This window comes from Psychrobacillus psychrodurans (assembly GCF_050209195.1).
Lineage (GTDB): Bacteria > Bacillota > Bacilli > Bacillales_A > Planococcaceae > Psychrobacillus > Psychrobacillus psychrodurans.
In genome coordinates, this window is record NZ_CP189791.1 from 1,869,942 (window position 1) to 1,888,251 (window position 18,310).

Genomic DNA, 18,310 nt, shown 5'->3' on the forward strand with positions numbered 1-18,310 from the left:
GGGGAGTACTATTTTGCCGATAAATATACCTAAACAATTACCTGCAGCTGAACTTCTTAAAAAAGAGAAAATATTTATCATGGATACCGACCGAGCAATAACTCAAGATATACGTCCATTAAACATAATTATTTTGAACCTTATGCCTGAAAAGGAGAAAACCGAACTTCAATTGTTACGATTATTAGGGAATACATCCCTCCAAGTAAATGTGACATTTTTACATATGGCAACACATGATTCCAAAAATGTTAGTAAAACTCATTTAGATACTTTCTATACTACTTTTGAGGATATCAAACACAGAAAATTTGATGGAATGATTATTACAGGTGCTCCAATTGAGCATTTATCATTCGAGGATGTTAATTATTGGCCAGAAATGACTGAAATAATGGAATGGTCCAAAACGCATGTGACCTCTGTTCTTCATATTTGTTGGGGAGCGCAGGCAGCGCTTTATCATCATTATAGTATTGGTAAATTCGACCTGCCCAAAAAATGTTTTGGTGTATTTAGTCATCGGTTATCCGATCCAACCATTCAATTAGTACGAGGATTTAATGATGAATTTTATGCACCTGTATCTCGTTACACTGCTGTGTTATACGACGAGATTAAACAAGACCCTCGACTGATATTGCTTTCCAATTCGGAAGATGCAGGTGTTTTCCTAGTAATATCTAAAGATAAAAAGCATATTATGATTACTGGTCACTTAGAGTATGATGCAACAACACTTGCAGATGAATACCAAAGAGATATAGCAAAAGGTGTGGAGATTGATGTTCCAGAAAATTATTTTCCAAACAATGATCCAACACAAAAGCCAATGAACTCATGGCGGTCACATACACATTTGCTATTTTCCAATTGGTTGAATTATTATGTTTACCAAGAAACACCATATGAATGGGAATAACTTTACAAAGTTGGTGTAGCTATGAATATTAGGTGGAAAAGAGAAGAAATAATTTTTGAAACATTGTATGAAGCCGATGTTTGGGGCGATTATTTAGCAAATGAAATTTACGAAAGAATTTACGATGGATATATAACCCCAGACTACAAAATTGCTTATTCTCTTGCTTTTAGATTAGCTTCGATACACACATTTAGAGTCAATACTCAGCAGGATGGATTAAATATATATAAAGTATGGGTGACTTCCTGATATGAGAAATAAGATTCAGGCGAGAAGATGTATGGTACTAGGTTCTCAGACAACTCATAATTCAGAGAAAGACTGGGGACTTTTACTTTTAGTGGAAAATTAAAACAACCTGAGTTCATCTAAATATGGACTCAGGTTGAAAATAGTTATTAAATTTTTGGATTTCACACTCCATTTACTTGTTGAAATGGTATATATTCCAAATATCAGGTGTTTCAGAGCCGATATACCAAGCAGCTGCTCCACCTAAGTTAAATTGGTTAGCGAGGTCAATACGAAGTTTGATAGATTGTTTATCCTCCACCCATATTTGGTGCTTATCCCCGTTTACAGTAAATTCCACATAATTTTGCTGGGTATTTTGATCCCAAACTTTTATAAGATTTTTTGAAGAGATAATTTGTTCAACCTCACCCATTGTACGGTCGATACTTTTCACTTTTTTTGTCGTTAAATTAGTAATCCATTCTCTTGTGTAGAAAGGTACCGCCAAGATAATCTTGTGAGATGGTACGTCTTTCATTAACAGTTCAATACCTTCTTGAACCCATGGCATAGAAGCTACAGAGCCCGCTACTGGACTACCTCCCCAATGCTCGTCATAACCCATCATAATGATATAGTCAGCAACCTGACCTAACGCATAACGGTCTATACTTCCAGACCAAAAAGGATCATTGTTTTCACGAGTAACATCAACAGATACTTTAATTCCGTGTGGATGAAGAGCGTTTTTAAGTTCGGTTACGAAGCGGATAAAATCTTGCTTGTTTTTCGGATCGATGTTTTCAAAGTCCACATTTATTCCATCGCTTTTTGTTTGAACTAAAGAATTTTTAAGAGTTGACACTAATTTTTTGCGTTTTTCTGGATTACTTAATACCAAGTCAGTTAAAACTGGGTCGAATTTGTTTCCAATTAGGGGCCAAACTTTCTTGCCTTTGTTGTGTGCATCTTTCAGATAATTTGTGTCAGCTGTAATTAGAACAAAATTACCTGTGTTGTTTAAAGTATACCATCTTGGTGACACCACATTTAAATTAGAGTGCTTCAATTGTTGTGTATAATTTTGCGAACTTCCGTTATACTTCCATCCCATTACGATTCGTTGCTGGTTCTTTTGTTTTAAAAGTGATTTATTAACCCAGCCTTTTTTACCACCCAACAACTGAACTTGTACGTAATAATCGGGAATGTTTAATTTTTGACCGACAACTAGGTTTGAAGATTGTAGTCTGTTCAACTTAGTTAAATCATTAATAGTTACATTGAACTTTTCAGAAATCTTCCATAAAGTATCACCCTTTATAACAGTATATAGTGTATGTGTTTGTGGAATTATTAATTTCTGTCCAATTCGAATTTCTGCTGAAGTAAGCTTATTTGTCTCTTGAAGTGCACTAAGTGGAATCCCGTATTGGTTTGAAATTTTCCATAATGTATTTCCAGGACTTACAGTATGCACTGTATCGGTAGATGAGTCTCCTGATGAAGTAGATATGACAGGGAATTCTTCTCCTCTTTTTAATGTGGTGATAACAGTTGAACCTTGTTTAGGTAAACTTAATACTCTAACGTTATCTATTTGAACAGTCCCCACTGAAAGTGAACTACCAGTGGCTGTACTTTGTATAGGGCGAGAACTTAGAAATAAGACAAATATAATAAAAATAGGAAGTACTTTTTTCACTTAAACCCATTCTCCTCTAGTTTGAAAGTAGTATTATAACCTTCATAGATTACTATGGTTTTAAATTAATAGATACAGGTACTTTGTGGTAAGTTCACCAATATAAAATGGGGGACAATAAAAATGCTTCTTAACATTCGGGATATGTGAAATGCCTGGAAAAAAAGCCAACTTCCAAATAATAAGTTGGCTTTTACTTCTTCCTTTATATTAAACACGTTGGTCAGATATGGTTGCATTATTATTAGCTGTACTAAGAGCTTGAAGATTATCATATGGTGGTCCGGTAGTTGTACCGGCAAATAATACGATATCAAACTCATTCATTGGAATACCCCATGAGTTGCCTACAAAAGTAGTGAAAGCTCTGTCTACTAAGAAGCCGCCTTTTGTATTATATACTACATTATTATCTATCTCGCCGGTTACATTTGGATTAATGTATATCCCGGTTCGTAATGAATAAAACGTATTTCCCTCAACTACAATGTTTATCCCGCCTTGTGGTACTACTGCCCGGTTTACAACCCAGTTTGACATTGGCAATGCTTGAGGTGGACCAAATATCGTATTATTTAATAAGGTTGTATTTGTACCACCAATTTGGATGAATTCCTTTGCATATGGAATATCACTAGTTATTGTTAGCCCGTTAATCGTAGTATCAGTTGCAGTAATTAATAAGGCTATAATATCTGCTTGAAGAAGAAGAGTTGTTCCAGGTTCTCCTAATAAGGTTATTCCCATTTTGTTAACTAAAATTTGGGAAGTGATTGGATATGTGCCACTTAAAATATGCACGGTTCCTCCAGGATTAACAGCTGCAATTCCTTCGGTAATTGATCCAAAAGGATTTGCAATACTTCCATCTCCTCCAACTGCTCCTGCACTTACGTAAATATTGTTTGGATCAACAAGCTCATTTATTGCCGTATCTAGGGATGCTTGGACACTTGCAATGGAAGGATAACCCCCAACAGGTCTAGTATTTAGCAATACTTCTACTACTTCATCTCTCTGAGCTTCGGAAAGAACGTTATAAGCTGTTAAATTTAGCCCCAAACCAGGATCTTCAATCGCTGCTCTCATTTCTGCTACTGTCTGAGCATCATTAACCGCATCCAGAAATATATTGGAACCAGATAATACATAATCGGTTTGTACTTGTGAAATAGTTATTGTGTCATTTGTATTAAGAAGATTGTCTAACTCACTCATTTGAGCTGTTACAAATTTTACTGAACTGAAAAGATCACCTTCATAAATTGTAAAGATTGTTAGTCCATTTAAAAATATATTTGTGTCGCTACCATAGGTAACAATCTCTGTTTCACCAGGCTCTAGTGTAAATGTTACGGTTCCATCCTGGTTGTACGGGAATTCTCCTTCACGAACAAAGAGGGTAATTTGAAATGCTGCTAATGTGTTATTGATAAATATTTTTTCTGCCATTAAAGTTCCTCCTTTCTTTTACTAGTATGAATACTAGAATTAGTAGAAAGACAAAATCTCTTTCTCTATTGCATAATATGGAAAAAGATAAAATATGAATAGGCCATCTAGATTATGTTCATTGATTATTTACGGGTATATAGTTTTTCTGAATATTTACTTTATAATAAAAGAAAAGGAGTGGATTATTTTGAACGACATATCATCTATACACTTTGATTTTATACGAGTAGTTAGGAAGAAGTTTTTAGATTTAATGAAGGATACAGAAAAAGCAGTTATTCAGATGGAAGTAGATAAGTTATTTTGGGCACCAAATAATCATTCAAATAGTGTAGAGGTAATCATTAAGCATATGAGTGGAAATCTGATTTCACGATGGACAGACTTCTTGACGACAGATGGCGAAAAAACTACTAGGAATCGGGACAAAGAATTTGAAAGTACAATTGAAACTCGTGAAGAATTGATGGAAATTTGGTCTGAAGGGTGTCAGGTATTTTTGAGTGCTCTTGATACTATTAAACCGGAACACCTGCTCCAAACCATTTATATTAGAAATGAGCCGCATACTGTAATGGAAGCTGTTATAAGAAGTCTTTCTCATACATCCTCCCATGTTGGTCAAGTGATATACATTGCCAAACAAGTAACTACTGAAGAGAAATGGACCACATTATCTATTCCCAAAAAACAAAGTTAATACTGGAGGATTTCTATTGGAGCTAGGATTAGAAAAAAACGAAGTGAAGTTATTTCCTTACACAGCTGAATGGAAAAAAGAGTTTAACAGAGTAAAGCAACAAATTATTGTTGTTACAGGACTTGGAGAAAACCGAATACAACATATAGGAAGTACCGCAATAACTAACATGCTTGCAAAGCCAATCATAGATATATTAGTGGGGGTAGATGATATTGCAAAAGTAGATAAGTCATTATTTATAGCCCTGCAAAATATTGGATTTCTAAGACTGAGAGTAGAAAGACCTGGTGAAATAGTTCTTGCTAAGTTTACAGATGATACATATGAAGTAAAAACACATTTCATTCATATGGTTGAATATGAAAATGAATTATGGAGAAACCAACTATATTTTCATAATTATTTAAATTCAAACGCTGAAGCTAGAGATGAATACCAAAAGATCAAAGTAGACAGTGCTAAAATAAAGGATATTACTATAAATTTGTATACAGATTTGAAAGAACCATTTGTAAAAAGTATATTTTCAAAGCGAACTAAAAAGGAGTGAATAGAAATGATAACAAATTTATATTTTGTTCGGCACGCGCACTCCATTTATTCAACAGATGAGTTAGGTAGACCGTTGTCGGAGCAGGGATTAATAGATGCCAAAGAAGTAACTGATTTATTAATAGAAGAAGATATAGACATTGTTGTATCGAGTCCCTATAAGCGAGCGTATCAAACTGTTGAAGGAATTGCACTCCACTTAGAGCAAGAAATAGAAATTAATGATGACTTAAAGGAACGGGTCTTATCTGAACAGCCGGTAGATAATTTCAATGAAGCAATTCTTCAAGTGTGGTCTGATTTTGACTTTTCACATCCGAGTAAAAGAGATTTTGGAGAAATATGTAGGGCAAAATGTCGCAATAGGGACACATGGAAATCTAATGGTTTTAATAATGAATTACTTTGACCCTGTCTATGATTTTAGTTTTTGGAAGGAACTTGAAATGCCTGACCTCTACCAACTCTCTTTTTATGAACAGCAGTTGATAGAGGTCAGAAGGTTGTGTATGGAATCGAAATCAAGTAGTGTTAGTAATTCTACTTTTTAACGATTTGAAATAGAAAGTCACTTTTAAAGTGTGATCTTGAACAAATAGGTAATAACTTGCTAGATCAGGTATAGTCGAATGTTGTATTAGATTAATATCTCTTGAGGAAAATATAACACAACTAATGGAAAAAGGGGTTTACCCATGGATTAAATGGAGATTTTTAACCCAATTTTTTGGAATCTCAAATTACAGAATCTCAAATTTAGAATAGAAAGTTACAAAAATAACTTACTTTTTCATAAGTTAAAAACCTAAAATAGAACGTATGTGTGGTATAATTAAGTATATAGATTGATGATCTCATGGGTGGACGGCACTTTTTTCCTTTCTGTTTAATGACTGTTACAGAAGGGGGTGCTGCTTTTGACGATATTTGAATCTCTCGTAATTATGATTAGTTTTTCTTCACTAATCATTGCATTGATTACGCTGACTTTTTCAATGACACGAAAAAAGTAATCCACCTGTGAGTTAGCGCTCGGATGGATTACTTAATCTACTTTGCCGACACCCTTGAAGGGAATCAATCTATTTTACCGATTGGATGCTACTAACATCCAGTCGGTATTTTATTGTATACCTGTATTTCCTTTATTATACCAACTATCCTGAAGGGAATCAACGGAGTAGTTGTTCCCAATAATATCACTACTTCTTTTTTTGTGACATGTTTGTTTATTCAATCATAATCAATGTCATTTTCTTGTTCTATTTTTAATATATTTCCTGTTCTTGCGTGGATTTCTACTTCAAAAATCTGGTTGTTAGGCGTCATGATGAATACTTCGTATACTAGAATGCCATCTTCCATATCCAAGTCCACGTGGACAATTTCCCCGGATATTCTCTGTAAGGCAATACTCATTGCTTGTTCTAAAGTAATCCGCTGTCCATATATTGGATTTACCACTGATAAAAAAACCTCCTTGTCTGCTTATAACCTAAGTTATGCAAATAAAGAGGAAAAGGATAAAAAATATTTGACAATTAAAAGTATTCCTACTATCATAATAGTTAACTTTTATGTTCGAATATAGGTAGAAGACGCTAAAAGTAGCGTCGCCTAAGAACAGATGAGCTGAGAATAGCTTAGTATAGCTGAGAAATTGTTTGAATAAGAATAGTAGCTTTAGTGGACAATTTAGAGAGTCAGTGGTTGGTGAAAACTGATTTGTTACTGAAGTGAATGGGCTTATGAGAGCTTCCTCGAAACACATCAAGTGTTATAGAGGCAGACGTTTTCCTACGTTACAGGAGCTTAAGCGGGAGTATTACACTCCAACTAGAGGTGGCAACGCGGTCCATACCGTCCTCTTCCAAGGGATTTTTCTGAAATCCCTTGGAAGAGGACTTTTTTTATTTTCAAGATACGAGCAGAGCAGAGGAGAGATTGAGATGAGAGGATTTATAGAAAAAGTTGAGAAGAGTGAACATTTATTGTATGAGGAAATGATTACAGCTTCAAAGGCAATGTTTGCGGAAGATACGGAAGTACAACATATTGTAGATTTCTTAAGTGTACTTTCCAAAAAGGGTGAGACTTCCATGGAAGTTGCTGCACTTGCAACAGTTATGAAGTCATTTGCTATTAACTTGAATGAGCCTATTGGAGAATATATGGACAATTGCGGTACAGGTGGTGATGGCTTGAATAGCTTTAATATTAGCACTACCTCGGCCTTTGTGTTAGCTGCAGCAGGAGTTACGGTAGCAAAACATGGAAATCGAAAAATTTCAAGTAACGCTGGAAGCTCCGATGTACTGGAGGCGTTAGGGATTCATACCTCAATTAGCCCAGCAGCATCAATAGAATTACTTAAACGAGAAGGATTAACTTTTCTTTACGCACCAAATGTACATCCCAGACTAAAGAAAATTGGAATTGCGCGAAAGATGATTGGAAAACCGACTATTTTTAATCTAGTTGGACCGTTAACTAATCCTATTAGATTACTGACACAATATACTGGGATTAATCGCTCAGACTTCACAATGGAATATGCAGATGTATTAAGAATTTTAGGTAGAAAAAGGGCCATAGTTGTTTGTGGTGCTGGTGGGATGGATGAGGCGTCTCTAGCAGGTGTTAATCAATTAGTCTTAGTAGATAACGGTGATTTAATACCCTTTAAGCTGACAGCAAATGATGTAGGTTTAGCTTCTGCTCCTATTTCTGCAATACAAGGAGGAGATAGTCACACAAATGCCAAAATCCTGCACAATGTTCTCCAAGGTGAAACAAGTCCCTATTTAGATACAGTTCTTTTTAATAGTGGTATTGGTTTATTTGCCTCAGGAATTGTTAGCTCGATTCAAGAAGGAGTTAAGTTGGCCAAAGATACTATCCATTCAGGAAAAGCATTAGAAAAGCTGGAAGCAGCTATAGCTTTTAGTCAACAATCTGTAAGACATGAGGTGGTATTATGACAACAATTTTAGATAAGATATTGGATGCTAAAAAAGGGGAAATCGAGCAGATGCTTCTTCGACCGGTTTCAGATCAAGCTAAAATTATTGTCAGAAAGTCTTTGTTTGATGCACTTTATCAATCTAAAACGTTACAGGTAATTTCCGAGATTAAGCGAGCTTCTCCTTCAAAAGGATTGATAGCAGAAGGAATCAATCCTGGTGAAAAAGCAACACGATATGTTGATGCAGGAGCTGTTTGTATTTCTGTATTGACCGATACCCCTTTTTTTCAAGGAACATTTGATGATTTAGCAGAAGTTGCTCGTACCGTAGATATCCCAATACTTTGTAAAGACTTTATCATTCATCCAATCCAAATAGACTATGCAAAGAATGCTGGAGCGTCTGTTGTTTTACTTATCGTAGCTGCACTAGAGCAGGGGATGCTTAATAGTTTATATAAATATGCAGTAAGTAAGGGTTTGGAAGTGTTAGTGGAAGTTCATGATTCTGTAGAGCTAGATCGAGCATTGCAGCTAGATGCGAAAATAATCGGAATTAATAACCGGGACCTTAGAACATTTCAAGTAGATTTATCTAGAACTGCGGAAATCGCAGCAATATTTCCGTTTGAAGAAGAGCGTGTGCTCATTAGTGAGAGCGGTATTTGGGATTCCATTGATGCTATAAAAGTAGCTAGCTATGGTGCTAGTGCAGTGCTAGTGGGGGAATCGTTAATGCGTAGTGGAGAAATTGAAAATGCTGTTCGAAGCTTACAGGTTAAAAGGGAGGTAATTACCTCATGACGAAGGTGAAAATTTGCGGGCTTATGGAGAAAGAACATGTGGAAATCGCCGTTAATGCTGGTGTTGATGCGATTGGTTTTGTCTTTGCACCAAGTAAGAGGAAAGTAACTGTTGCAAAAGCGCACGAGCTAGCCAAAGAAGTGCCTCCTAGGGTTTTGAAGATAGGAGTTTTTGTAAATCCAACAAAAGAGGAACTAATAAATGCACTCAAAGAGGTTCCGCTTGATTATATACAATATCACGGTCAGGAAACTCCTGAATTTATACTGACAAACAATCTACCTTCAATCAAAGCATTATCGGTTCACAATGAAGAGGATGTTCTTCAGGCGAAAAAGTACGAGACAGAGTTTTATTTGTTTGATGCACCTGGTACAGATTATCAAGGCGGTAGTGGAGAAGTATTTGACTGGCAGCTGATGGAAGTTAATAATATACCGACTGAAAAAATTATTCTAGCAGGTGGTTTGACCCCAAGTAATGTAAAAGATGCTATTGAGAGAGTAAATCCTTATATGGTAGATGTGTCTAGTGGAGTAGAACGAAATGGCATCAAAGATAAAGAACTTATTCAAGGGTTTATACATGCTGTAAAAGATAGGGGTGGGGAATGATGGTTAATTATTCAGAGGAACAAAGAGTTGGTAGATATGGTAGGTTTGGTGGTCAGTATGTTCCAGAAACATTAATGACTGCTTTGATAGAGCTTGAAAATGCCTATGAGGACGCTATTTGTGATCCATTGTTTTTAGATGAAGTAAATTACTATTTAAAAGATTATGTTGGTCGTGAAACACCATTATATTTTGCAGAAAGACTAACAAAGGAACTTGGAGGGGCTCAAATATATCTGAAAAGAGAAGATTTAAACCATACTGGGGCCCACAAGATAAATAATACTATTGGTCAGGCGCTGCTGGCCAAGCGTATGGGGAAAAAGAAAATAGTAGCAGAAACTGGAGCTGGTCAACACGGGGTAGCAACCGCAACAGTATGCGCATTGTTTGATTTAGAATGTGTTGTCTTCATGGGAAAAGAGGATGTGCGGAGACAGGAACTTAACGTATTTCGAATGGAATTATTAGGTGCAAAAGTTGTTTCTGTGGATCAGGGATCCTCCACATTAAAAGATGCAGTCAATGAGGCATTAAGATATTGGGTTTCAAATGTAGAAGATACGCATTACATACTAGGTTCTGCGCTTGGACCACACCCTTTCCCGAAAATTGTTCGTGATTTTCAGCGGGTGATCGGGCTAGAAACGAGACGGCAAATTTTAGAAAAAGTTGGGAAATTACCAGATGCAGTAGTAGCATGTGTTGGTGGTGGTAGCAATGCAATTGGCATGTTCCACCCTTTTGTGGAAGATAAGGTTGTTACCTTGTACGGCGTAGAGGCGGGGGGAAGTGGTATTTCAACCGGACTTCACGCAGCCGCTGTTGCCGGAGGAAAAGAAGGAGTTCTACATGGTTCTTATATGTACATTTTGCAGGATGACAATGGATTTATCCAAGAAGCACATTCTATCTCCGCTGGTTTAGATTACCCTGGAGTAGGTCCAGAGCATTCATACTTACATGATATTGGTCGCGTGAAATATACTTCTGTTACAGACTCTGAAGCCTTAGAAGGTTTACAGCTATTATCGAGAAAAGAAGGTATAATACCGGCTCTTGAAAGTGCCCACGCTATTTATTTTGGTACGGAGCTGGCTAAAGAAATGTCTCAGGAAGAGATTTTAGTTATTTGTTTATCTGGCCGAGGAGATAAGGATGTCCAAACCGTTCGTGATGCGTTAGGGGTGAATGACAATGGCTAAAGCGAAACTTTTAAATGCTATACAATCAGTAAATGCTCATGGTGATAAGGCATTTGTTCCATATATAATGGCAGGTGATGGTGGACTGAAGACATTAAAGTCTAAAATATTATTTCTTCAAGCTGCAGGAGTTACAGCGATTGAACTAGGTATACCATTTTCTGATCCTGTTGCAGATGGACCTACCATTCAGAAAGCAGGTGAACGTGCACTTGCAAATGGCACAACACTTCGATCAATCCTGCAGGAACTAGAGACCTTCTATCAAGAGGTAAGTGTACCACTTGTTCTAATGACATATTATAATCCATTGTTAAATTACGGTCTGGAAAAGTTTGCAGAAGTATGTGATAAATTAGGTATTGTGGGATTAATCGTTCCAGATGTACCGTTAGAAGAGTGTGAATTATTGAAGAGTTTACTTATAAAAACAGATGTCGCACTTGTCCAACTTGTTTCTCTAACTAGCTCACCGGAACGTATGGAAAAGATAGTTGCTGCTGGTGAAGGCTTTATCTATGCGGTAACAGTAAATGGAATTACGGGGGTAAGGGATAGATTTGATGATCAATTAGAAAAGCACTTAAAGCAATTGAAAGACGTTAGCCCGGTTCCAATCCTCGCTGGCTTCGGAATTTCAACTCTCGAACAAGTGAAATCAATAGGTTCCTTGGCAGATGGTGTAATTGTGGGAAGCGCGATAGTCGAGGCTTTTCATCGAACTGAATTAGAAAAAATAAAGGAGCTAATTGAAGCGTCTAAGAAAGTGCTTAACTAAATTGGATTTAATGTCTTGACTAGATTTGTTGTTCTGACTATAAACGAAGAAAAACCGGGCAAAAAACGCTCCCGGTCCTTTAAGTTTATAATCTGTATCTATCGTTTTCGAAGTGTTTAGAAAGACGTTTTACTATATAATAACCGTGTGAATCTTAAATGATATTGGTTTGACATTCGTCAAAATCAATATCATTTTTTTGATAATCTTATGGGTGGGTTTTGTCTGTCCTTAGCGCACCTATTTTAGTGCGCACTATACAGCAAACTGATTGGAGTGAATGACGGCAACTACCTGCGTGCGGTGAAGACTCATCTCTCCCACGAGGAAAGCGTCCGTTTAAACGGAAACCAGCGGTATTAATCATTCTTTCCAGTCCAATGACGCCAGTGTTCCCGAGACATTTTATATACATACTTTTGTTATGATTTGGCTCCTTGCACAGAGGTATCTCTAAACGGAGCTAAGGCTTTTAGTGTATATCTGGCAATTACTAAACCAATTGCTGTAATTCCTTCTGCTAGTGGGAAGGCAAGCCAAATGTAATCACTGCCTACATAGGTTGGTAATAACCATAAAAGTGGTAAAAAAAGCACAATACTTCTAGTAACGATTATAATAGAAGATAGTTTAATCTTCTTAATCGCTTGGTAATATTCGGCGTATACTAAATTAAAACCTAAAAATAAATAACCAATGAAAAACATTGAAATGCCTGTCTTCGTGTAAGTAAACACTTCTTCAGAGGTAACTCCAAATAACGAAACAATCACATCTCCGAACAACAACCCGACTAGTAATATACAAGCACCGAATAAAATCCCTGTTATCACACCTAATCTCAAGAATTGCTGTAGACGATCATATAACTTCGCACCGTAGTGAAAGCTAACAATAGGTTGAAGTGCCGCACCAATACCAATAAATATCATGATGAAAACCGCATGTAAATAATTCACAACAGCATACGAAGTAACACCAACTGCTCCAACAAAATGCATAAACGTTATATTATACGCAATAATTGTCATCGCTACAGAACCTTCTACTATAAAACTTGGCAAGCCAATCTTCAATATCTCAATAACTGTCCTTAGCTCAAATTTAAATTTAGTGAATTTCAACATACTAGTTTTTCGAGTGAAATGGAGTAGTAAAACGACTAATCCAATAGCAGTTGATATAACAGTTGCATAGGCAGCACCTTCAACACCAAGTTCCATTACAAAAATAAATAAATAATTAAATACAATGTTAAGAACTGAGGTAGTAGCCAGTCCAAGCATAGCAAGTTTTGGATTTCCATCATTTCGTATAAAAATACTTAATATATTTTCTATCACATAAACGACACCAAACACTAGAATGATATGAAGATAATTTTTTACATAAGGGAAAATTTCATCACTTGCACCAAACGAATAAGCGATTTCTTTTTGCTTCCATAAACTTAGTATGACAAGTACACCAACAATGATAACAGCTAGGAAAAAAGATTGTGAAAAGATTGAGCGTGCTTTTTTAATATTACTTTCTCCAAGTGAAATGGAAAATAGTGTTGCTCCCCCCATCCCAATCCAGAGCGAAATAGATAGTAGAATTGAGAATATAGGTACCGCTATATTAATACCTGCAAGGGCTTCGGGACCTATTCCATTGCTAACAAAAATGCCGTCGACTAAAATATTGACTGCCATTAATAGCATTCCGAGTAAGGAAGGGATTAGATACGTTAGAAATAATTTATTAGTTGGCGTATTTCTTAATGTTTCATTCATATTATTCACCTGTTGTTTTGTAGAGTAGAGTTATTCTAGCTGTCCGTTTAAGTTTGTTATATTTTTCACCATAATTCTTTCATTTTTTAGATCGAATTCACCATTGAAATGAAATTCAAATTTTTTGTATAAGAGAATCGCCGCTTTATTTTCTTCATATACACTTAAATATATTTGGGTACATGAAAATTCATTGACTAGTTTCTGTATTAATGCATTCAGCATAATAGTTCCATAACCAAAACCTTGGTATCTGGAATCGATTAAAAAACGATCCAACCATACTCGACCATTGTCTGTTTCTTCAGAGAAAAACCCATACATGGCAAAGCCGATTAAACACTCGTCAGAATAGAGACCCACTGGTTTATATATAGTGCATTCACGGGCTTCTGCTAAACATTGTTCAGTTGTTTCTATAAAAGAAGCTTGTAACTCTCCGACACTTAACTTTAATATATCTTGAACATTATCTTGCGCTACGTCACGAATGGAAATATTCATGACTATCAAATCCTTTCTTTTTAGTACAAATAGATAGTTTTAAATGGTATAGTTACATCCTAAAGTATCCGGTAACCATACAGTCAAGGGGGAATAAGTAAATGAGCGAGAATTTACGTAAATATTTTACGACAGGTGAATTCGCAAAGTTATGTAACGTGAAAAAACAGACTTTATTTCATTATGATGAAATTGGGCTTCTTTCACCTGAAATCAAAAACGAAAAAGGTTATCGATATTATTCCTATCATCAATTTGATGTTTTTAACGTTATTGAACTCCTCAAAGAGGTGGACATGCCTTTAAAGGAAATTAAACTATTCTTGAACAACAAGACCCCTGACGAATTGATTGAGCTATTGAAAGGGAAGTCATTGGAAATCCAAAAAAAGATAAATAATTTGAACCAAATACAAAAGATAATCGATACAAAGATAGCTCTAACGGAAAATGCACTAAAGTTAGATTTTAAACAAATCAGTCTAGAGATACAGGAAGAGGAGTTATTATTTTTAAGTGACTCTATATTGGATTGTTCTGATCGATCTTTCTTAAAATCTGTCTCCCATTTCATTGATTTTTTATACAAAAATGAACTTGATATTGGTTATCCAATTGGTGCCATGGTAAATAGGGCGAAGCTGATGGAAGAGGATTATGACAATTATTCTTACTTGTACACGAAAACAGAGGCCGATGTGAAAAATATTTCATTTTACACGAAACCAAAAGGATTATATGTAGTCGCTTATCATGTAGGGAACGATAAAAATATTTCTAAAACTTATAAAGAAATCATGAAATTTATCGATAAACATCAAATAAAGCTTGGAAGCTATTCGTACGAGGAATATATACTAGATGAAATCTCTGTAAGTGGAAGTGATAATTATGTCACTCAAATATTGGTAGAAGTGGAAGAGATTTAAAGTGAGTAGAAATGAATTCATATTTCATATATTTCATGTACAAATAATTTAACATAAAGAAAAATATACTTAGAATCGGAAGTGTTCGTGTGATTCATCTCATTTTTGGAGATTCTGCGATTGGTAGCTTAAAACACGCTTTAAGCGAACATAATCACAAAATAATTGGTTTCCCTATAGACTTTTCTATCGGACCAATTAGAAATGTTTATGAAAACAGCGGTATTAAAAGTTATTTTACTTGGTTGGAAAATTCATACCACACAGTATGGGGTAATTTTGAAGATAACCAAACTATGTATCAACAGTCATTACAAAAATTGGCGGATATAAAGCATGGTGACCAAGTAACGATTTGGACTTGTGAAAATGCTACAGAGCAAATTGGACTTCGCATCATCTGTAATTTATTAAAAGAAAAAAAGTTGAAATAAATGTTGTAAATACATACGAAGCAATGAGGGATTATACAGAACGTAAGAAATTGCGAATTGAAATTCGTCATACCGGGGAGTGTAATGCAGAGCAGTTAGCTCATTTTCATGAATTTTCCATTTTTCAGATTTCAGATGGATTGACAAGAACTTTAGAACAGGACGGGGAAAAACTGCTACAGAGTACAAGCATTGTTCGGTCATGGAAGCAAGGGGAAATCATCGATGAATTAGAAACAAGAGATGATTCGTTTATAATGGAATGTGTGAGGAAGTTACATAGTGAACGATAAAATACAGATTTTTTGAATGCAACACGTGTGATAGGTGAAGTGGTTGGTTTATCGGAGCAAGTGGTATCGGATGCATGGATAGAATACCGTGTACGTTCTCTTATTCATTTAGGACTGTTGTCTTATGAGGGAGACCTTCAATCCATGCGTATGTATAAAATAAAAGATATTAAATAATTGTAATACCGAACAATCTAAGCAAAAACATAGAAATAAACCCCATTCTGAGTAGAGAACTCATAGAATAGGGTTGTATTTTGGATTTTATGCCTTTTTGATAAATAAGGACATAATTAATCCAATAATAGCTAGGATTAAGCCAAATATAAAAGCATCTTGAACCCCAGCAGTTAATGACATACTAACTGTTTCCGGATCCATTAAATTGGTTGCGTTTTTTAAATAAGCGTTCTGAGAAGTTGACATAATTGTAATTGCTACAGCCGTTCCAATCGCACCAGATACTTGCTGTAATGTATTCATCAAAGCAGTTCCATCAGGATACAGGTTTCTTGGAAGCTGATTAAGTCCATTTGTCTGAGCTGGCATCATAACCATAGACACCCCGATAAATAGAATAGAGTGCATAATAATTACCATAATAATAGCAGTGTCCACAGTGATATTGGACAGCATCCATAACATAATAATCATGATGATGAAACCAGGTGCTACAAGACCTCTTGGACCATATTTGTCAAATATTCGCCCAGTCAAAGGGGACATAAAACCATTTAGGACCCCACCTGGTAAAAGTACGAGCCCAGCCGTAAATGCTGCTAATGCCAGTCCTGTTTGTAAGTATAAAGGCAATAGTATCATTGAGGACATGATTACCATAAAGGTAATAAATACACTCAATAAACCTAGTGTAAACATTGGATATTTTAAAACACGTAAGTCAATCATTGGAACTTCCATTTTGAATTGTCTCATAGAGAACAAAGTCAATGCGAAAAGACCTACAATAATAGTAACAATAACTATAGTACTACCCCAACCTTTTTCTCCTGCACTACTAAAGCCATACACAATTCCACCAAAACCAATAGTTGATAAAATAATAGAAATTATGTCTATTTTAGGTTTCGTTACAGTTGTTACATTTTGCACGAATTTAATTCCAAACAACAAAGCGAGTAGAAGGAATGGTAAACAAATCCAAAAAATCCAGTGCCAAGTAAGTTTCTCAAGCACCAGACCAGAAATAGTCGGGCCAATTGCTGGTGCAAACATAATCACCAATCCCATGATTCCCATTGTTGCTCCTCTTTTATGAACAGGGAAAATGAGTAAAATGGTATTGAACATTAATGGTAGTAGTAATCCTGTTCCTACTGCTTGTATAACCCGTGATAGCAGTAAAACAGTAAAGCTTGGGGCAAGTGCTGCAATAAGTGTTCCAATAATAGAAAATAGCAAAGAAGCTATAAATAATTGTCTTGTAGTGAACCACTGCATGATAAATCCTGAAATAGGTACTAATATCCCCAATGTTAAGAGGTAACCAGTTGTTAGCCATTGGACTGAGGGTGGACTAATATCAAATATTACTATTAAATCTCCTAGTGCCATGTTCAGTGCTGTCTCACTAAATAATCCGACAAACCCTGCAATTAAAAACGAAATTAAGATAGGGGTTGTTTTAAATACTTGTTTTTCTTGTTGTGTTTCTTTTTCAATCATGAACAAATTCCTCCAATTAATGACTACATAGACCGTCTATATAATACATTTTCTGAAGAATTTAAATTAATCTTTTCTTAATAATAATGTAATTTGCTCTTTGGCAACTTCAAGCGGTCTATTACTCTTATTTGTTAAAGATAAAAGAATAGCACCCTCAATCATTAGATTTACCGCAAGGGCCAAGTCATTTGACTGAACTTTGTCATATCCGCATTTAAGTAATTTCTTCCTATAAATAGCTTGCCATTCTTCAAATGCTAAATGACAAGCCATTCGGATTGGTTCACTTGTTGAATAGGTTTCACCAGCAATAGTTCCAATGGGGAACCCTATGTTATCACTTTTTATAATGATTTCGGATAAATGTTGCAAATGTGTTTGAAATGCTTTGATAGGATCTTCAAATTCATCAAACAATGTTTGAATTTCATTTACAACAATTTCTTTAGTATGATTAATCGCTGCAATCGCTAGTTGTTCCTTCCCCTGTGGAAAGTAATGATAAAGAGATCCTTTTGGAATTCCACTTTCCTCAAGAATGTCTTTAAGTCCTACTCCATAGTAGCCTTTTATCCGAAAAAGCCGTGAAGCTGTTTCAATAAGAATGTCTTTGGAATTATTTTTAGCGGACATTTTAAATCACCTCATATATTATACCAACCGGTCTATTAGAATAATATAAAGATAAATTTATCCTTTGTCAAAAGTTATTTATCAAAGGTATAGTTCTTTTTACCAATTGT

The 18,310-nt window shown here is 35.5% G+C and carries 21 protein-coding genes, 1 pseudogene and 1 other annotated feature; of the genes and pseudogenes, 15 read left to right on the plus strand and 7 right to left on the minus strand.

Annotation, left to right across the window (positions count from 1 at the left end; translation table 11 throughout):
- Window positions 1-13: 13 nt before the first annotated feature.
- Both metA and ACQCPR_RS08840 read left to right on the plus strand, forming a co-directional pair.
- Window positions 14-922 (plus strand): homoserine O-acetyltransferase MetA, encoded by a 909-nt coding sequence (gene metA, locus ACQCPR_RS08835; RefSeq protein ID WP_090561369.1) that lies wholly within the window; start codon window positions 14-16, stop codon window positions 920-922.
- Between the two features lie 21 nt (window positions 923-943).
- Window positions 944-1,174, plus strand: a complete 231-nt coding sequence (locus ACQCPR_RS08840; RefSeq protein ID WP_427138794.1) for a hypothetical protein — start codon at window positions 944-946, stop codon at window positions 1,172-1,174.
- Window positions 1,175-1,349: 175 nt separating this feature from the next.
- Here the strand turns inward: ACQCPR_RS08840 and ACQCPR_RS08845 are convergent, their stop codons facing one another.
- Window positions 1,350-2,864, minus strand: a complete 1,515-nt coding sequence (locus ACQCPR_RS08845) for a LysM peptidoglycan-binding domain-containing protein (RefSeq protein ID WP_427138795.1) — start codon at window positions 2,862-2,864, stop codon at window positions 1,350-1,352.
- A gap of 210 nt (window positions 2,865-3,074) precedes the next feature.
- The gene (locus tag ACQCPR_RS08850; RefSeq protein WP_427138796.1) at window positions 3,075-4,316 is read right to left on the minus strand and encodes a hypothetical protein; all 1,242 of its coding nucleotides are present in this window, start codon (window positions 4,314-4,316) and stop codon (window positions 3,075-3,077) included.
- 190 nt (window positions 4,317-4,506) lie between these two features.
- On the opposite strand from ACQCPR_RS08850, the gene ACQCPR_RS08855 reads away from it, so the two are divergent.
- From ACQCPR_RS08855 to ACQCPR_RS08870, 4 genes and pseudogenes are all read left to right on the plus strand, one after another.
- On the plus strand, window positions 4,507-5,019 hold the full coding sequence (locus ACQCPR_RS08855) for a DUF1572 family protein (protein WP_090561365.1): 513 nt from the start codon (window positions 4,507-4,509) through the stop codon (window positions 5,017-5,019).
- A gap of 16 nt (window positions 5,020-5,035) precedes the next feature.
- On the plus strand, window positions 5,036-5,572 hold the full coding sequence (locus ACQCPR_RS08860) for a GrpB family protein (RefSeq protein WP_427138797.1): 537 nt from the start codon (window positions 5,036-5,038) through the stop codon (window positions 5,570-5,572).
- Between the two features lie 9 nt (window positions 5,573-5,581).
- Window positions 5,582-6,125: pseudogene (locus ACQCPR_RS08865) on the plus strand (histidine phosphatase family protein).
- Window positions 6,126-6,482: 357 nt separating this feature from the next.
- Window positions 6,483-6,587: a putative holin-like toxin gene (locus tag ACQCPR_RS08870; RefSeq protein WP_402848510.1), complete on the plus strand. Its 105-nt coding sequence runs from the start codon at window positions 6,483-6,485 to the stop codon at window positions 6,585-6,587.
- A 220-nt stretch (window positions 6,588-6,807) separates the two neighbouring features.
- On the opposite strand, the gene ACQCPR_RS08875 is transcribed toward ACQCPR_RS08870, so the two are convergent.
- A complete protein-coding gene (locus tag ACQCPR_RS08875; RefSeq protein WP_427138798.1) occupies window positions 6,808-7,038 on the minus strand; it encodes a PepSY domain-containing protein in 231 nt (76 codons plus the stop codon).
- Between the two features lie 191 nt (window positions 7,039-7,229).
- Window positions 7,230-7,445: a binding site (T-box leader), on the plus strand.
- A 78-nt stretch (window positions 7,446-7,523) separates the two neighbouring features.
- Between ACQCPR_RS08875 and trpD the strand changes: the two genes are divergently transcribed.
- From trpD to trpA, 5 genes are read left to right on the plus strand one after another with little or no spacing between them, the layout of a single operon-like run.
- A complete protein-coding gene (gene trpD, locus ACQCPR_RS08880) occupies window positions 7,524-8,555 on the plus strand; it encodes an anthranilate phosphoribosyltransferase (protein ID WP_427138799.1) in 1,032 nt (343 codons plus the stop codon).
- The gene (gene trpC, locus ACQCPR_RS08885) at window positions 8,552-9,343 is read left to right on the plus strand and encodes an indole-3-glycerol phosphate synthase TrpC (RefSeq protein ID WP_090561358.1); all 792 of its coding nucleotides are present in this window, start codon (window positions 8,552-8,554) and stop codon (window positions 9,341-9,343) included. Before trpD ends, trpC begins: the two co-directional genes overlap by 4 nt.
- Window positions 9,340-9,957: a phosphoribosylanthranilate isomerase gene (locus ACQCPR_RS08890; protein WP_427138800.1), complete on the plus strand. Its 618-nt coding sequence runs from the start codon at window positions 9,340-9,342 to the stop codon at window positions 9,955-9,957. The genes trpC and ACQCPR_RS08890 overlap by 4 nt, the downstream gene beginning before the upstream one ends.
- Window positions 9,957-11,162 (plus strand): tryptophan synthase subunit beta, encoded by a 1,206-nt coding sequence (gene trpB, locus ACQCPR_RS08895; RefSeq protein ID WP_427138801.1) that lies wholly within the window; start codon window positions 9,957-9,959, stop codon window positions 11,160-11,162. Before ACQCPR_RS08890 ends, trpB begins: the two co-directional genes overlap by 1 nt.
- The gene (trpA, locus tag ACQCPR_RS08900; protein WP_427138802.1) at window positions 11,155-11,940 is read left to right on the plus strand and encodes a tryptophan synthase subunit alpha; all 786 of its coding nucleotides are present in this window, start codon (window positions 11,155-11,157) and stop codon (window positions 11,938-11,940) included. Before trpB ends, trpA begins: the two co-directional genes overlap by 8 nt.
- 422 nt (window positions 11,941-12,362) lie before the next feature.
- Here trpA and ACQCPR_RS08905 read toward each other — a convergent pair whose 3' ends face one another.
- On the minus strand, window positions 12,363-13,718 hold the full coding sequence (locus ACQCPR_RS08905) for an MATE family efflux transporter (RefSeq protein ID WP_427138803.1): 1,356 nt from the start codon (window positions 13,716-13,718) through the stop codon (window positions 12,363-12,365).
- Between the two features lie 30 nt (window positions 13,719-13,748).
- Complete coding sequence (locus tag ACQCPR_RS08910) at window positions 13,749-14,222, minus strand: GNAT family N-acetyltransferase (protein WP_090561347.1); 474 nt, start codon at window positions 14,220-14,222, stop codon at window positions 13,749-13,751.
- A gap of 101 nt (window positions 14,223-14,323) precedes the next feature.
- Between ACQCPR_RS08910 and ACQCPR_RS08915 the strand changes: the two genes are divergently transcribed.
- From ACQCPR_RS08915 to ACQCPR_RS08930, 4 genes are all read left to right on the plus strand, one after another.
- Window positions 14,324-15,151, plus strand: a complete 828-nt coding sequence (locus ACQCPR_RS08915) for a MerR family transcriptional regulator (protein ID WP_090561345.1) — start codon at window positions 14,324-14,326, stop codon at window positions 15,149-15,151.
- 89 nt (window positions 15,152-15,240) lie between these two features.
- Window positions 15,241-15,585, plus strand: coding sequence for a DUF1835 domain-containing protein (locus tag ACQCPR_RS08920; protein WP_427138804.1), 345 nt, complete (start codon window positions 15,241-15,243; stop codon window positions 15,583-15,585).
- Between the two features lie 50 nt (window positions 15,586-15,635).
- A complete protein-coding gene (locus tag ACQCPR_RS08925; protein WP_427138805.1) occupies window positions 15,636-15,878 on the plus strand; it encodes a hypothetical protein in 243 nt (80 codons plus the stop codon).
- Window positions 15,879-15,890: 12 nt separating this feature from the next.
- Entirely contained in the window at window positions 15,891-16,055 is a 165-nt protein-coding gene (locus tag ACQCPR_RS08930; RefSeq protein ID WP_427138806.1) for a DUF3658 domain-containing protein, read from the plus strand.
- Window positions 16,056-16,142: 87 nt separating this feature from the next.
- On the opposite strand, the gene ACQCPR_RS08935 is transcribed toward ACQCPR_RS08930, so the two are convergent.
- Window positions 16,143-17,564 (minus strand): DHA2 family efflux MFS transporter permease subunit, encoded by a 1,422-nt coding sequence (locus ACQCPR_RS08935; RefSeq protein WP_090561341.1) that lies wholly within the window; start codon window positions 17,562-17,564, stop codon window positions 16,143-16,145.
- Window positions 17,565-17,630: 66 nt separating this feature from the next.
- Window positions 17,631-18,200, minus strand: coding sequence for a TetR/AcrR family transcriptional regulator (locus tag ACQCPR_RS08940; protein ID WP_427138807.1), 570 nt, complete (start codon window positions 18,198-18,200; stop codon window positions 17,631-17,633).
- Window positions 18,201-18,310: the final 110 nt, after the last annotated feature.

What these genes read in the sequence shown, in the direction of transcription:
- ACQCPR_RS08840 (WP_427138794.1), top strand. Translation starts at nt 944, where the DNA reads ATGAATATTAGGTGGAAAAGAGAAGAAATAATTTTTGAAACATTGTAT.
- ACQCPR_RS08890 (WP_427138800.1), top strand. Translation starts at nt 9,340, where the DNA reads ATGACGAAGGTGAAAATTTGCGGGCTTATGGAGAAAGAACATGTGGAA.
- ACQCPR_RS08910 (WP_090561347.1), bottom strand. Translation starts at nt 14,222, where the DNA reads ATGAATATTTCCATTCGTGACGTAGCGCAAGATAATGTTCAAGATATA.
- trpC (WP_090561358.1), top strand. Translation starts at nt 8,552, where the DNA reads ATGACAACAATTTTAGATAAGATATTGGATGCTAAAAAAGGGGAAATC.
- ACQCPR_RS08915 (WP_090561345.1), top strand. Translation starts at nt 14,324, where the DNA reads ATGAGCGAGAATTTACGTAAATATTTTACGACAGGTGAATTCGCAAAG.
- trpB (WP_427138801.1), top strand. Translation starts at nt 9,957, where the DNA reads ATGGTTAATTATTCAGAGGAACAAAGAGTTGGTAGATATGGTAGGTTT.
- ACQCPR_RS08905 (WP_427138803.1), bottom strand. Translation starts at nt 13,718, where the DNA reads ATGAATGAAACATTAAGAAATACGCCAACTAATAAATTATTTCTAACG.
- ACQCPR_RS08850 (WP_427138796.1), bottom strand. Translation starts at nt 4,316, where the DNA reads ATGGCAGAAAAAATATTTATCAATAACACATTAGCAGCATTTCAAATT.
- ACQCPR_RS08940 (WP_427138807.1), bottom strand. Translation starts at nt 18,200, where the DNA reads ATGTCCGCTAAAAATAATTCCAAAGACATTCTTATTGAAACAGCTTCA.
- trpD (WP_427138799.1), top strand. Translation starts at nt 7,524, where the DNA reads ATGAGAGGATTTATAGAAAAAGTTGAGAAGAGTGAACATTTATTGTAT.
- trpA (WP_427138802.1), top strand. Translation starts at nt 11,155, where the DNA reads ATGGCTAAAGCGAAACTTTTAAATGCTATACAATCAGTAAATGCTCAT.
- ACQCPR_RS08935 (WP_090561341.1), bottom strand. Translation starts at nt 17,564, where the DNA reads ATGATTGAAAAAGAAACACAACAAGAAAAACAAGTATTTAAAACAACC.